This is a genomic window from Pseudomonas sp. S04, assembly GCF_009834545.1.
Classification (GTDB): domain Bacteria; phylum Pseudomonadota; class Gammaproteobacteria; order Pseudomonadales; family Pseudomonadaceae; genus Aquipseudomonas.
On record NZ_CP019427.1, the window covers coordinates 712,272 to 725,436 of the forward strand.

The window sequence follows — 13,165 nt, forward strand, 5'->3', positions numbered from 1 at the left end:
CACTGCGAGCACTACTGGAGGTAGCAAGGAGTGCTCGATGTCTCCTCGTTCATGCTTTCGCGGTCGAAGTCGCCAGCGTGGGGCCATCGGCTTGGTTGCGGCGATGACCCTGGGCCTGGCGCTATTGTTTGCGCTGTTGGTGGTCGACAGCGGTCGGCTGTATCTGGAACAGCGCAAGTTGCAGCGGGTGGCGGACAGCGCTGCGCTGGAAGCTGTCAGCCGCCGCGGAAATTGTCTGCCCGGCCTCACAGCAGCTACGTTTGCTGGACAAAACGCGGTTCGTAATGCCTTTGTTGTCGGTCCCTCCAGCACGCTGACCACCACCTGCGGGGTGCTGGTCACAGCCGCCAGTAACCTGCGTACATTTGCCGTTGATGCCAGCCAGTCCGCGGCCATCCGCGTGGTTGCCACTCAGGTCGTACCGACCTCTGCGGTGAGCGCGCTACAAGGGTTGTTTGGCGGGACTGCGGTGAGCATCAACACCCCCCTGACGGCGACTGCCGTGGCGGCGAGCCCCAAGCCGACACTGGCGCAGTTAAGCATTCGCAGTACGCTGCTTAGCGTCGATACGGCCAGGTCGAACATTCTCAATCCGTTGTTTTCCTCGCTGTTGGGCGGCAACGTGAACCTGACGGCGGTGGGCTGGGATGGCCTGGTCAAGACGGACATCAATCTGCTGAAATTCATGGATCAGTTGGCGATCGAACTGGGCGTCACGGCGGGCGACTATACGGCGTTGCTCCAACAGCAAGGCTCGGTCACCCAATTCATCCAGGCGGCGGTCAAGGTAGCACCTATCAATGGCGCCACGGCCGATGTCAAAGCGGCACTGGCCAGTCTGCAGGTCGGGGCAATCAATGCGCCACCGATCAAGCTGGGTGACATTCTGCAATTGCAAACCGGAACTACCGCCGCCGGGCTGGATGCGACGGTGCAATTGTTCCAGTTGGTGCAAGCCTTCGTGCAGTTGGCTAACAAAAATTCGGCGGTGACTGCCGTTTTGCCGGTCAATGTGCTGGGCCTGCTGGGCATGACCACCAGGGTCAAAGTGATCCAGCCGCCGCAGTTTTCGGCCGTGGGCGATCCTGAGCTGGCCAAGGTCTCGCCCGAGTTCGGGGTGAACCGGATCTATGTCAAAACCGCGCAAGTGCGGGCACTGGTCGCGGTGGATCTGTCGCTGATCAACGCGGTGCTGCAGCTCGTCAACTCGCTGTTGAGCGCGGTGGTGGTCACGATCAACACGTTGCTGGCCCCCGGCTGTTTGCTGGGCGGAAGTTGTACGCAGACGGACCTGCAAATATTGCCGGCAGGTCTCAATCTGGATGTCGGGCTGGAGGCTGGCGTGGGCTCCAGTTATGTCACTGACTACGCCTGTAACCTGCCCACCCGCAAAAGCCTGACCGCGACCACGGAAGTCACCGCGCTCAAGCTCAAGGTCGGTCGTATCGACCCGGCAACCTGGTTTTCCTCCTTGTCGTCACCGGCACCGACTCCGATCACCCTCTACGACATTGGCAGTTTGGCCTGCCAGGGACACTTGCTGGCCCCCATGACCTGTGGTGCGCGCACCCCCTTTGCTGGTGGCGGCGCTGAAATCATGATCGATTCATCGGTGGTGGGCAGCAAAGAGTCCAACTATGTCTATGACAATCCCAAGGACGTCAACGTAGCGCCCATACCGCTGCACTCGGTTGCCGTTTCCGATGTCGTGGGTAGCTTGAGCGGGACGCTGGGTGGGGTGAAGCTCAAATCCTATCCGGTGACGCTCAGCTCCGGTCTGCTTGGCCTGGTGCTGGGTACGCTGCTCTCGACGCTGACCCAGGTCTTCGATTTGCTGACCGTTGCGATCAATGGCCTGCTGGCGCCCTTGGTCGACCCGCTGCTGAACAGCCTGTTGTTCAATCTGGGGATTGATGTCAACAAGGTCGATGTGGGATTCAACCTGACCTGTGGGCAAAAAGGCAAAGCCTATCTGGTGATCTAGGCCGGCGGCACAATCGGCAACTCAATGCAGAAACAAGCACCCAGCTCGGCATTGAGCACGCTCAACTGGCCGCCCATGTTCTGCACGATGCCATAGCTCACCGACAACCCCAGGCCGGTGCCGACACCCACCGGCTTGGTGGTGAAGAACGGTTCGAAGATGCGCTCCAGCAGGCGCGGGTCGATGCCGCCGCCGTTGTCTTCGACCCACAGGCGCACCACGCGCGCATCGGCTTCGGCGCGCAGGCTGATCCAGGGTTCGAATTCGCGCTGCACTTCACGCTTGCTCAACAGGGCATCGCGGGCATTGACCAGCAGGTTGATCAACACTTGCTCGAGTTGATCGACATGGCCGCGGACCTGTACCTCGAAGTCGAGGGAGGGGATGCGCAACTCCACGCCTTTGCCGCGCATGCCTTCGGCCAGCAGGGCCAAGGTGCCTTCCACTGCCTGGGCCGGATTGAACGGCTGCTGCTCGATCTCCGAACGCCGGCCAAACACCCGCATGTGATCGACCACCCGCGCCGCGCGCTGGACCTGGGTGTCGATCCGGCTGAGCTTGTCTTGCAGGTAGTCGACCGGTACCTCGCCGTTGCTCAAGCGCTTGAGCACATTGACGATGGCCATGCGCATGACGTTGAGTGGCTGGTTGATTTCATGAGCCAGGCCCGTGGCCATTTCCCCAAGGGTGGCCATCTTGGCGCTTTGCATCAGCTGTTGCTGGGAGCGCCGCACTTCAGTGTTGTCGCGGCCCACCGCCTGGACTTCCAGCAGTTGCCCCTGTTCATCGAACACGCCGCGGTCCGACCACACCCACCAGGCGTGTTCGCGACCCGGCAGTTGCAGGCTGATTTCTGCGGTGCTGACCGGGAACTCCGGCGTCAGTTGCTGGATGCGCAGCAGGAAGGCAACGCGCTGCTCGGCTGACAACCAACTGCCCAGGTCGACCCCCGGCAATTGCTCCGGCGGGCATTCCAGGTACTTGGCCAGCGGACGGTTGGCGAAGGTCAGCGTCAAGTCGGGACGATAACGGCAGATCATCGCCGGCGAATCCTCCACCAGGATCCGGTAGCGCTCCTCGCTCTGGCGGACCTGCTCGGTGGCCAGGGTGGCTTCGGTATCGTCCAGCCACAGGCCGACCGCCTCGACTGGCAAACCCAGGTCATTGCGCAGCAACCGGGCCTCATCCAACAGCCAGTGGTAATCGCCGGCCCGGTCACGCATGCGGTAGCGTGCACGCACATTGCCTTCGCGCAACAGCTGGCGCGTGCGGGCGAAATACAGGTCGCGATCGTCAGGGTGAATCCGCTCGATCAGGCTGGTTTCCGTCAGTTCGCTCAGTTGCCAGCCGAGCAGCGGCAGCAGGCTGTCACTGAAAAAGCATGGTTGCAGGGCACCTTCCTCATACCGCTGTACGTAGATCACCGCGGGCGAACTGGCGATCAGATTGTCCAGCCGGGCATGGGCGGCGGCGGCCTGTTGCTGCTGGTTCTTGATGTCGCTGATGTCGAGCATGACCCCCACTGGCCGACGTTGCTCGCCCAACTGCAACAGCTGGCCTTGCAGGCGATACCAGATCGGCGCCTGGAACTCGTCGCGAGCTTGCAGGCGCACACTGAGTAGCAGCGGTCGGTCGCCCTGCAGCAGGTCCTGCAGGCGGCTCTGCAGCTCGGCACGGTCGACCGGATGGAACACCGCCAGCCATTCGCCGAGGGACAATCGCGCGTGTTCCAGGTGCAGGTTGCGGGCCAGTTGCGGGGCCAGTTGCACCCCCTCGTGCAGTTCCCACCAGCCGCTGCCGAGCAGCCCTTGCAGGGCATCGAGGCGTTGCAGTTGCTGCTGTTGTTGCTGCTCACGCAAGCGCCCCAGTAGCGGCGCGGCCAGGGCGGCGAGCAGCAGCAACCAGTCACGCTCACCGAGGGCTGGCGCAGGCTGCACTGCCGGATAAAAACCACAGAGCAGCCAGGCACCGATCCCGTGGGCGTCGCGATACGGCACCAGTAAGCCTTCGGCATCGGCAAAAATGTCCCGCAGACGCGGCGCAAGACTGACACCTGCAGCATCATGCAACGCGTGGGGACGACTGCCGTCCAGGCTGTCCAGGGCGCTGCCCAGCGACTGATCGGTGTGCCAGAGCCGGGGAGCATCGTGGGCGTGGTAATGGCTGTGGATCCGCCAGTCCTGTTGCGCCTCATCGAGCAGGACAATCGCCACACAGGGGATTCGCCACTGCTGGGCCAGGTCCTGCAATTGCTCACGCAGAACCTGTGGCAAGCGCGACAGGCTGCACAGGCGCAGGTGTTCACTGCAGCGTGCGGCCAGCGCCTGGCAGGTGTCCCGGGCCTGGGCCTGTTGCCGCTCTTGCAGCAAATCATCGATATCGAGCAATTGCAGGAGCCAGCCATCCTCAGCCGGTTGTGCCCAGCCGCGCAGGTGCAGGGTGGTTGCACCAAGACCTGTGAAGTCCAGGTCCAGGCTGTGTCCGTGCCATTCGCTGGGCGGGCCTTCGACGGCCAGCCGGCTGCCGGGCAGGAGGTAGTCGCTCAGGTGCAGGGCGGTGCTGCCCGATAATCGATGGGCGAGCAAATCGCGCATGGGGCCGCTGATCTGTAGCACCCGGCCTTGCGAGTCCAGGTGCAATTGCAGCCCCACGCTGGGCACCACCGGGCGCGCAAGGGTGTCGAGTGGCAGGGTAGGGGAACGCTGCAACAGTCGCCCGAACAGCTTGCCGGCAGGACTCAAAATTGAATGCTCGACTGCGCACTCAGGCTGGTTGGCAGGCTGGGAACCGTGCCCAATCCCGGCAACACCAAAAACGGAATCACCTGGTTGAGCTTGCTGGTGGGGTAGCTCACGCTAGCGGTCAACTGACCGGCGCTGTAGACCGCCTTGGCATCGCCGCCAGTGCCGTAGGTGAGGTTGAAGGCCTTGGGCACCCAGGACAGTTGTTGCTGCAGGACGGAGTTGGCGAGATTGACCACCGCGGTTGGGTAGTCGCTGGTATTGGGGTCCATGGCGACGCTGCGCCGCACCGCCTCGGCCGTGGCTTCATTGAAGGACTGCATCAGCAACAGCGGCACGCTGTAACTGACGATGGCGTAGAACACCGCAAAAAAAATCACGAACACCAAGGCGAACTCAATGGCGACAGCGCCTTTTTGTGTGTGTGGCAGGTCTGTTTTCATGAGTGCGTCTACCCTGACTACTACGACGTGCCTTGAGCATAGAATCATTCCGCCAACATGGACGATTATTCCCTGATGCACAGTCTTGTCCTGATGATCTGGCTGGCGCTGTGCGCGGTCCAGGATGTCCAGCAACGCCACATTGGCAATCGCCTGACCTTGGGAGCGGGGGCTGCGGCATTGGCCTATCTGCTCTGGAGCGGCACTACCTGGCTGGGCGCACCGGCCGAGCAGGGTGGCTGGGCTTTCCTTCTGGCAGTGGCGTTCACTTTGCCGGGTTATGCGCTGGGACGGATGGGCGCCGGCGACGTGAAGATGATGGCGACGATCGGCTTGGCCACCGAGCCGGTCCATTTGCTGGGCAGTTTTATCGGTGCCGGGGTCCTGAGTGCCCTCTGGCTGTTATTGGCGCCAACGGTCTGGCCACTTATGGCTCAAGGACTTAGGAAGCGTGTTGTGTTTCTTGCACCTGAGCTGTCAAAAAACCCACCTTTTGCCCCGTTCGTTTTCCTCGGCATGTTTCTGACGATGGCCTGGATTCAATAGGCTCCGTGCAGCTATATCGCTATGTACATAGTCAGGAAGTACGTCTATTTTCAGATCACAAGTTGTACAGTTCCCGGCTGTAGGTACAGCAATCATCAACCTTCGGCCTGAGCATGGAGTGGCGCGTGAACAAGTCCCCATCGGCAGTAAAAGTATTAGTGGTCGACGATGAACCGTTGATTGTTGAAGAGCTCTGCGAACTCCTCGAAAACAGCGGTTACTCCTGCATTCCCTGTGAGTCCGGCCAACAGGCCATCGAGCTCTTTTGCCAGGACACCGATATCGGCCTGGTGCTCTGTGACTTGCGCATGCCAGACCTCGATGGCATCGAGTTGGTGCATGCGCTACAGCGTGTGGCGGGCAAGCACCGAGCGTTCGAAGCGATCATGCTCACTGGGCGAGCCGACAAGCAGGATGTGATCAAGGCGCTGCGGGCCGGGATTGCGGACTACTACCAGAAACCGATCAACCTCAATGAACTGCTGGAGGGTCTGCAGCGCCAGGAGGCAGCCCTGCAGGAGCGGCAGAAGGAGTTGCAGCTGGGGCATTTGAACCAGAAGCTGCAGCACCTTTCCGAAACCATCAACGACCTCTACCAGGACATCGACAAAGCCCGCCGGGCACCGTCGGCCGACGCCTCGCATACCCTCGCAGCCGACGCCGCAAGTGCCGCAGGGCAAGCTCAGATCCCGGCCCTGTTCAACCAGCTTTCACCCCGTCAGCTGGACGTCGCGCGCCTGGTCGGCAAGGGCCAGACCAACTATCAGATCGCCTGCGAGCTGGGCATCACCGAGAACACGGTGAAGCTGTATGTGTCCCAGGTCCTGCGCTTGACCCACATGCATAACCGCACGCAGTTGGCGTTGGCGTTGTCGCCGAGCAATTCGGGAATGCGCCGGCAAGTGACCGCGCATTAAGCGCTGGGCACTCGCCTGCGGCGCTAGTCGCTGCTCTGCAAGTGGCCTTCCTTGCCCTGCTCGAACAGGTCTGGAATATCGTAGGTGAATTTTTTCAGCCAGCGTTGCATCGCCAGCTCACGCTCCATCGCGGTGGCTGTCTGCGGGATGGGCGAGGCAACCTGGTTGCTGCTTTGCAGCGTCAGCCAGCCCTCGGTCTCCTGTTGTTGCACCGAGGAGGGGCCCGGGTCGATGGCCATGGCGCTCAGAGGCAGGCACAACACAAGCAGGCCGCCAGCAATGTTCAGTGTGGACATGAGCCTTCTCCGGTAAATCACTTGAGGCTAGCAGGTTGGGTGTCGGTTATCGCCGCGACTTGCGCGCCGGCCACTGGCCTGGCCTTCGCGGGGGCCTTGAGGCGTTCGGCGTGGGCCTGGGCGGCGGTGAACTGCTGCGGGCTCAAGCCTGATTTACTGACCACTTCGGCGGCCTGTTGCCAATTGTCCTGGTAGATCAGCAGGGTCACCAGATTGACCGAGGCCAGTTGATCGCTTTGCTTGAGCTCAATGGCCGTCAGGAACTCGAAGCGCGCCTCTTCCAGGCGCAACTGGTTGAGGTACACCACTCCCAGGTCATTGCGGATTTTTTCGTTGGTCGGCGCCAGGCGGGCAGCCCGCTGCAGGTGCGCCTGGGCCTGGTCGTTATCACCGCGGGCGGCATACAGCTGGCCCAAGCCGTGCTCGGCTTCGGCTGACACACAGCTACCGATCAGGCTGCGATACAACGGTTCGGCCTCGCTGCGCCCCAGCAGGCGATAGACCCTGGCCTTGCGCAAACGCACCTCGTTGAGGTTGTCCGGCAGCTTTTCCAGATTGGCCAGGCTGGCGTGCAGCTTGCCGTCGCTGCCCATGTCGTCGGCCAGGTTCATCGCCAGTTCCTGGTCCGAGGTCAACTTGGCGCAACTGCCAGCGCCGGTCATGGCGGTCCAGGGTGTTGCGCCGTTACTGGCGCAGCCGCTGAGCAGTAGCGCGCCCAATACAGCAATCGTTGCTTTCATCAGATTCCCTCTAGGAAGCGAACGCCCGGGCGATGGCGGTGAAGCCAGGGCCGGCCAGGACAATCAGTAATGCCGGAAACAGAAACAGCATCATCACTACCGACATCTTCGCGGACATTTTCGAAATGTATTCCTGCAGGCGTGTCAGGCGCCGGTCGTCGAGCAATTGCTTGAGCGCCAGCAGCGACTTCATCGCGCCGCCGCCTTGCACCAGCAGTTGCTGGAGAATCACGCAGGTATCGGTGAATTCATCTACCGCCAGCAAGCCGGCGGACTTGTTCAGTTCCTGGCCCAGGTCCAGGCCCGAGTCGACTCGGCTTAGAATCAGGCGTAACTCGCTTGTCAGTTCCGGCAGCAGTTTTTGCCCATCGCTGCCGAGCACTCGTAGCGACTGCTCCACGGCCATGCCCGACTCGAACAGAATCCGCAGCAAGGGAATGAATGTCGAGATTTCGTGTGCGATCTGCTGTTGTCGGCGTTTGACGGCATACGCCAGCACGCGCTTGGGCAGCAGGTATCCCATGCCCAGGCCCAGCAGCGGCGCGAGCCAGAGGTTTTGCGCGTCGGGGTAAAACACTTCCTCCAGGAACAGCACCAGGCCCAGCAGCAGGATCGGGGTGCCCACCTGGCAGGCGGCGAACAGCGAGCGTTCACTGGTGGTGCGCCAGCCCAGGCGGGCCAGCAGGGTCTGGGTTTCGCCATCGATGCTGACCGAGCGCTGGCCGAACTTGCTGTCTCCGAGTAAACGCAGCCAACCACCGAGCTTGTTGTCGCGCAGCATCTGGCCTTGCAGGCGCTGGGTAATCTGGCGCTGGCGGCGCTGCTGTTCCAGCAGGTTGAGCAGCACCAGCAACAGGGCCCCGAAAAGCAGCAACAGACTGGCCAGGATCGCCATCTCAGATACTCCGCAACATGCGCGACAGCGCCAGGCAGCCGAAGACTTCCAGGCCTACTGCGGCGAACAGCATGTGTTGCCCGGACGAGTCGTTCCACATGCCCAGCAAGTAGCCGGGATTGGTCAGCATGAAGTATCCGGCGATCAGCACCGGCAGGGCCGCCAGCACCCAGGATGTCATCCGGGTTTCACCCGTCATGGCCCGCAGTTGCCGGGCGCCTTGCTCGCGCTCGCGGATCAGCTTGATCAGGTTTTCCAGCAGTTCGCTGGCATTGCCGCCGTAGCGGTGATTGACCTTCAGCCCCAGGGCCAGCATGCGCAGTTCATCCTGGTCATACAGTTCGGCAAAGTCATGCACCGCATCCGGCAGGCTGACACCCAGTTGCACGTTGCGCTGGACCCGCCCCATGGCGCTTTTCAAAGGCTCGGCGCTGGTGTCGATGGCGCCCATGACGGCATCGGCCAGGGTGCGTCCGGACTTGAGGCTGCGGATGGTGTGATCGAGCATGGGCGGCAACTGTTCGATCATTCGTTTGAGGCGCAATCGATAGCGCAAGGAGATGTACATCCGCAACACCAGGGGTGGTAGCAGCAATACGATGAGCATTCCTGGCCAGTCGGCGAGCAGCAGGCCCAGGAGCGTGGCGCCGGCCCACAACAGCAGCCACAAGCTCAGGCGTTCGGTGGGGCGGCCCAGGCCGGCGCGCAGGAATGCACGCTCAAGGCCGGCCCACACCGGCTTTTCGACGATCAGTTGCGGTTGGCCGTAAGCCAGGCGATTGAGCACCCGCTCGGTATTGGTTTTACGCAGGCCCTGGAAAAACAAGCGGATCGACAACCCCAGTAACAGCAGGCAGATCAGGCTCAATACTAGCGGTCCGATCATCAGGTGCGCCTCGCCAGATCAGTGAGTGGGGAGCAGGCCGCTGAGGCGGCGCAGCTTGTCGCCGGCGGGATTGAGCGCCTCGCGCAGGAAGCCGAAGCCGGTGCGGCGGTCGAGGCGAAACAGGGTGTTGGTGACGTAGATGTCGTCGCGAATGCCCACCACTTCCACCACCTCGCTGACACAGCGTCGACCGTCGGGCATGCGCGTCAACTGGATCACCACATCGAGCGCGGCGCAGATCATCTGGCGCAGCGTGCGCTCGGCGATCTGGCGACCGGTCAGCCCCACCAGGGTCTCCAGGCGTAACAAAGCGTCCTGGGCGTTGTTGGCGTGCACGGTGCTCATCGAACCGTCGTGGCCGGTGTTCATCGCGGTCAGCACGTCGAGCACTTCGACGCCGCGAATCTCCCCGAGGATGATGCGGTCCGGGCGCATCCGCAGGGCGTTGCGGATCAGGTCGCTGGCCTTGACCTCACCATGGCCCTCGGCATTCGGCGGGCGGGTTTCCAGGCGCACCACATGGGGATGGCCCAGTTGCAGTTCGGCGATGTCTTCAATGGTGACCAGGCGTTCGTGGGGGTTGATCAACTGGCTGAGAATGTTCAGCAAGGTAGTCTTGCCGGTGCCGGTACCACCACTGATGAGGATGTTGCAGCGGCGGCCGACGGCTTCCTGGATGAATTCGAAGATAGCCTGGTCGATGGTTTGCATGGCCATCAGGTCGCTGCTCTTGAGCATGTCCTTGCGGAATTTGCGAATCGACAGGCAGGGGCCGTCCAGGGCAATCGGCGGGATGATCGCATTGACCCGGCTGCCGTCGGGCATGCGCGCATCGACCATCGGCGAGGACTCGTCCAGGCGCCGGCCGAGGGGCGCGAGGATGCGTTGCATGACCCGTTCGACATGGTGTGCGTCGATGAAACGCAGGTCGCTCTGGTGCAGCACCCCGTCGCGCTCGATGAACACCCGGTGCGGGCCGTTGACCAGGATCTCGGTCACGGCGGGGTCGCGCAGTAGCACTTCGAGGGGGCCGAAACCGGTCAGCTCATCGACGATTTCCTCGGCCAGGCGCTCCATTTCATAGCGGGAAACGGCCAGGTGCAGGCGGGCGATGTAGTCGGCGACCTTGTCGATGACAAACTGCGCCAGCAGTTGGCGCGAGCCTTCCAGGAGGTTTTTCCCGGACTCCTCGATGGCGTCGATGATGTAGCGGTGCAGGGCCAGTTTCAGGCCTTCGTGGTCACTGTTGCCGACCGTTGGCCGGGCCGTGGCGCCAAACAGTTTTTCGCCGCTCATTTGCTGCCTCGCAGACGGTTCAGCCAACTGGCCTTGGGTTTGTCCGGGTGTTCGGAGCGCCGGGCGAGCCGTTCTCCCAGGCTGCGCAGGGCTTGAGTCAGGCCTTCGCGGGGGGCCAGTTCGAACAGGGTTACCCCCTGGTTTTTCGCATTGAGGCGTACCTCTGGGCTGTAGGCCAGCGTGGCCATGACTTCCAGGCCAAAGCTTTTACCCAGGGTTTGCGAGTCGGGGGCAACGTTGCGCAGGTAGCGATCCACCAGCAGTTGGGCATGTTCGAGCTTCATGCCTTTTTCACGCCACAGGTTGAGCACGGCCAGGTTGCGTCGACAGTCGAGCACGCTTTGGTCGGTGTACCACAGCAACTTGTCGCAGTGGCTGACGAAGGTGCGCACCGCTTCGCTGTCGGGCTGGCCGGTGAGGTTCACCACGATGTGCTGGAAGTGTTGGCGCAAGGCGCTGAGCAACATGTACAGCTCGGCGGCGCTGGTGTGCTCCAGCGGTTCGTCGTTGCTGGCGTAGGCGAGGATGCGCATGCCGCTGGGTGTGCAGGTAAAGGCGCTGTCGATCAAGGTTGCATCGATACGCCGCAGGTGGCGTAGCGCGTCACCGAAGTGGAACGAGCTTTCCAGACCGAGCAAGGCCAGGCTGTCGCCGCGGGGTAAGCCCAGGTCCAGCAGCAGGGTCTGCTGGCCACTCTTTTGCACGACCAGCGCCAGGTGACTGGATAACAGCGCACCGTCGGCGTCGCTTTGGGTGCCGAACAACACGCTCAACCCTCCCAGTTGGGTGTTTGGCACCACCGGCGGCAGTCGCTTGCTCAAGCGCCGAACCAGCCCGGCGACTTCGCTGGAGCGTGAGCCGTAGGCGACAAAATCCCGTGCTCCGGCGCGCATCGCGTTGAGCACCAGTTGATTGTCCATGCCGTCGCCCAGGGCGACGATCGCCAGCATCGGCTTGGCCTCCAGGGCGCCTTCGATCAGGGCGCTCTGGGCCACCACGTGTTCGCGATCCAGGCCGATGAACACCAGGCTGGCGAAGGTCACGTCGACCAGTGCCAGCAACTCGTCAAGGCTGCCGACGCCAGCGCTGACTACCTGGCCCAGGGGCGCCAGTGCTCCTTGCAGCCACTCAAGGTCGGTGCTGTTGCGCGTGATGGCGACAAAGGTCTGGCTCAGGCTCTGGCTCATTGCGATAACCCGCTGCGGTTGTCGAAGTTGCCGTTTTCCAGGAAGAACATGCGGTAGAAATTCGGGTCGTAGTTGCGCAGCTTTTCACCCGGCAGGGACGGCAACTGGGCATCGGCCGCCAGCGGCTGAACCAGGTGCGGGGTGACGATCATCAGCAGTTCGCGTTCCTCGCGGTTGATGTTGGTCTCGCGAAAGAACGCGCCGAGGATCGGGATGTCCCCCAGCCCCGGAAACTTGTTGACCTGGGAGCTGTTGCGGGTGCTGATCAGGCCGCTGATGACGAAGCTCTCACCATCGGCCAGGGAGATGCTGGTGTCGGTACGCCGGATGGTCAGCGCCGGAACGGTGGTGCCGGCGATTTCCACGGCATTGCTGAAATCCAGTTCGCTGACTTCCGGCGCCACCTTGAGGGAAATCCGGTTGCGCCCGACGATGGTCGGGGTCAGGGTCAGGCGGATCCCGAACTCCTTGTACTCGATGGACACGTTGTCACTACCGGAGCTGGGAACCGGAATCGGTACTTCGCCGCCGGCCAGGAAACTCGCGCTCTGGCCACTGAGTGCCACCAGGCTGGGGCGGGCCAGGGTGTAGGCAAACCCGCTGCCTTCCAGGGCATTGATCATCACCATGGTCTTGCCGCCGATCCAGGAGAAGTTGAACTGGTCGTTGTTCACCGGCAAGCGTCCCTGGACCACGCCGTCGATGGTGGGCAGGGTTCTGGGTGAGCCGAACAGAAAGTTGCCACGGGTGCCGAAGATCGAGGCCGACGCTTCCTTGAGCTTGGTGCGGCTGACTTCCACAAAACGAATGTCGGTCTGTACCTGGCTGGGCAGCAGCGGGTCTTCGGTGGGCAGTTCGGCAGCGCTGGTCATGGCCGCCGTGGCCTTGCCCTGGACGAACACCATGCTTTGGCGCGGAGCGCTCGAACAGGCGGTCCAGACCATCAGGCTGGTAGCCCCCGGTGCCATCCCGGTGAGCAGAAATGCGTTGCTGCCATTGGGGTGGACATCGGCGATCTTCGGGTCGCCGATGGCCAGACGAGTAATCGCCACTGGCGACTGCAGGACCTGTTGCAATCCTTCCCCCACTTCCAGTACCGCAGGCATTTGCCCCAGCGCGCTGCAATTGCCAGTCGTTGCCAGGGCGACATCGACCGGCATGCCCGCCAGGAGCAAGGCACAGATCACGCGGTTGTAACGCAGCATGGAACGACTATGCATAGATATGCATCCTT

The 13,165-nt window shown here is 62.3% G+C and carries 12 protein-coding genes; 3 read left to right on the top strand and 9 right to left on the bottom strand.

The window, feature by feature from the left end:
* Positions 1–37: 37 nt before the first annotated feature.
* The gene (locus PspS04_RS03045; RefSeq protein WP_159993557.1) at positions 38–1,984 is read left to right on the top strand and encodes a pilus assembly protein TadG-related protein; all 1,947 of its coding nucleotides are present in this window, start codon (positions 38–40) and stop codon (positions 1,982–1,984) included.
* On the opposite strand, the gene PspS04_RS03050 is transcribed toward PspS04_RS03045, so the two are convergent.
* Positions 1,981–4,725 carry a PAS domain-containing sensor histidine kinase gene (locus tag PspS04_RS03050; protein ID WP_442966614.1) on the bottom strand — a complete coding sequence of 915 codons (2,745 nt, stop codon included), beginning with the start codon at positions 4,723–4,725 and terminating at the stop codon, positions 1,981–1,983. The genes PspS04_RS03045 and PspS04_RS03050 overlap by 4 nt on opposite strands.
* On the bottom strand, positions 4,722–5,168 hold the full coding sequence (locus PspS04_RS03055; RefSeq protein WP_159993559.1) for a TadE/TadG family type IV pilus assembly protein: 447 nt from the start codon (positions 5,166–5,168) through the stop codon (positions 4,722–4,724). The genes PspS04_RS03050 and PspS04_RS03055 overlap by 4 nt, the downstream gene beginning before the upstream one ends.
* 75 nt (positions 5,169–5,243) lie before the next feature.
* On the opposite strand from PspS04_RS03055, the gene PspS04_RS03060 reads away from it, so the two are divergent.
* Both PspS04_RS03060 and PspS04_RS03065 read left to right on the top strand, forming a co-directional pair.
* Positions 5,244–5,714, top strand: coding sequence for a prepilin peptidase (locus PspS04_RS03060; RefSeq protein ID WP_159993561.1), 471 nt, complete (start codon positions 5,244–5,246; stop codon positions 5,712–5,714).
* A gap of 125 nt (positions 5,715–5,839) precedes the next feature.
* A complete protein-coding gene (locus tag PspS04_RS03065) occupies positions 5,840–6,631 on the top strand; it encodes a response regulator transcription factor (protein ID WP_159993563.1) in 792 nt (263 codons plus the stop codon).
* A 23-nt stretch (positions 6,632–6,654) separates the two neighbouring features.
* Here PspS04_RS03065 and PspS04_RS03070 read toward each other — a convergent pair whose 3' ends face one another.
* Genes PspS04_RS03070 through PspS04_RS03100 form a run of 7 tightly spaced genes read right to left on the bottom strand, consistent with a single transcriptional unit; the run spans position 6,655 to position 13,151 of the window.
* Entirely contained in the window at positions 6,655–6,927 is a 273-nt protein-coding gene (locus tag PspS04_RS03070) for a DUF3613 domain-containing protein (protein ID WP_159993565.1), read from the bottom strand.
* A 17-nt stretch (positions 6,928–6,944) separates the two neighbouring features.
* On the bottom strand, positions 6,945–7,667 hold the full coding sequence (locus PspS04_RS03075; protein WP_159993567.1) for a tetratricopeptide repeat protein: 723 nt from the start codon (positions 7,665–7,667) through the stop codon (positions 6,945–6,947).
* 10 nt (positions 7,668–7,677) lie between these two features.
* A complete protein-coding gene (locus PspS04_RS03080) occupies positions 7,678–8,562 on the bottom strand; it encodes a type II secretion system F family protein (RefSeq protein WP_159993569.1) in 885 nt (294 codons plus the stop codon).
* Position 8,563: 1 nt separating this feature from the next.
* The gene (locus PspS04_RS03085; protein ID WP_159993571.1) at positions 8,564–9,448 is read right to left on the bottom strand and encodes a type II secretion system F family protein; all 885 of its coding nucleotides are present in this window, start codon (positions 9,446–9,448) and stop codon (positions 8,564–8,566) included.
* 18 nt (positions 9,449–9,466) lie between these two features.
* The gene (locus tag PspS04_RS03090) at positions 9,467–10,744 is read right to left on the bottom strand and encodes a CpaF family protein (RefSeq protein ID WP_159993573.1); all 1,278 of its coding nucleotides are present in this window, start codon (positions 10,742–10,744) and stop codon (positions 9,467–9,469) included.
* Entirely contained in the window at positions 10,741–11,931 is a 1,191-nt protein-coding gene (locus tag PspS04_RS03095) for an AAA family ATPase (protein WP_159993575.1), read from the bottom strand. Before PspS04_RS03095 ends, PspS04_RS03090 begins: the two co-directional genes overlap by 4 nt.
* Positions 11,928–13,151 carry a type II and III secretion system protein family protein gene (locus PspS04_RS03100; RefSeq protein ID WP_159993577.1) on the bottom strand — a complete coding sequence of 408 codons (1,224 nt, stop codon included), beginning with the start codon at positions 13,149–13,151 and terminating at the stop codon, positions 11,928–11,930. Before PspS04_RS03100 ends, PspS04_RS03095 begins: the two co-directional genes overlap by 4 nt.
* Between the last annotated feature and the right edge of the window lie 14 nt (positions 13,152–13,165).

Coding starts and splice junctions, on each gene's coding strand:
- PspS04_RS03045 (WP_159993557.1), top strand. CDS start 38: ATGTCTCCTCGTTCATGCTTTCGCGGTCGAAGTCGCCAGCGTGGGGCC.
- PspS04_RS03055 (WP_159993559.1), bottom strand. CDS start 5,168: ATGAAAACAGACCTGCCACACACACAAAAAGGCGCTGTCGCCATTGAG.
- PspS04_RS03060 (WP_159993561.1), top strand. CDS start 5,244: ATGCACAGTCTTGTCCTGATGATCTGGCTGGCGCTGTGCGCGGTCCAG.
- PspS04_RS03070 (WP_159993565.1), bottom strand. CDS start 6,927: ATGTCCACACTGAACATTGCTGGCGGCCTGCTTGTGTTGTGCCTGCCT.
- PspS04_RS03075 (WP_159993567.1), bottom strand. CDS start 7,667: ATGAAAGCAACGATTGCTGTATTGGGCGCGCTACTGCTCAGCGGCTGC.
- PspS04_RS03080 (WP_159993569.1), bottom strand. CDS start 8,562: ATGGCGATCCTGGCCAGTCTGTTGCTGCTTTTCGGGGCCCTGTTGCTG.
- PspS04_RS03085 (WP_159993571.1), bottom strand. CDS start 9,448: ATGATCGGACCGCTAGTATTGAGCCTGATCTGCCTGCTGTTACTGGGG.
- PspS04_RS03090 (WP_159993573.1), bottom strand. CDS start 10,744: ATGAGCGGCGAAAAACTGTTTGGCGCCACGGCCCGGCCAACGGTCGGC.
- PspS04_RS03095 (WP_159993575.1), bottom strand. CDS start 11,931: ATGAGCCAGAGCCTGAGCCAGACCTTTGTCGCCATCACGCGCAACAGC.
- PspS04_RS03100 (WP_159993577.1), bottom strand. CDS start 13,151: ATGCATAGTCGTTCCATGCTGCGTTACAACCGCGTGATCTGTGCCTTG.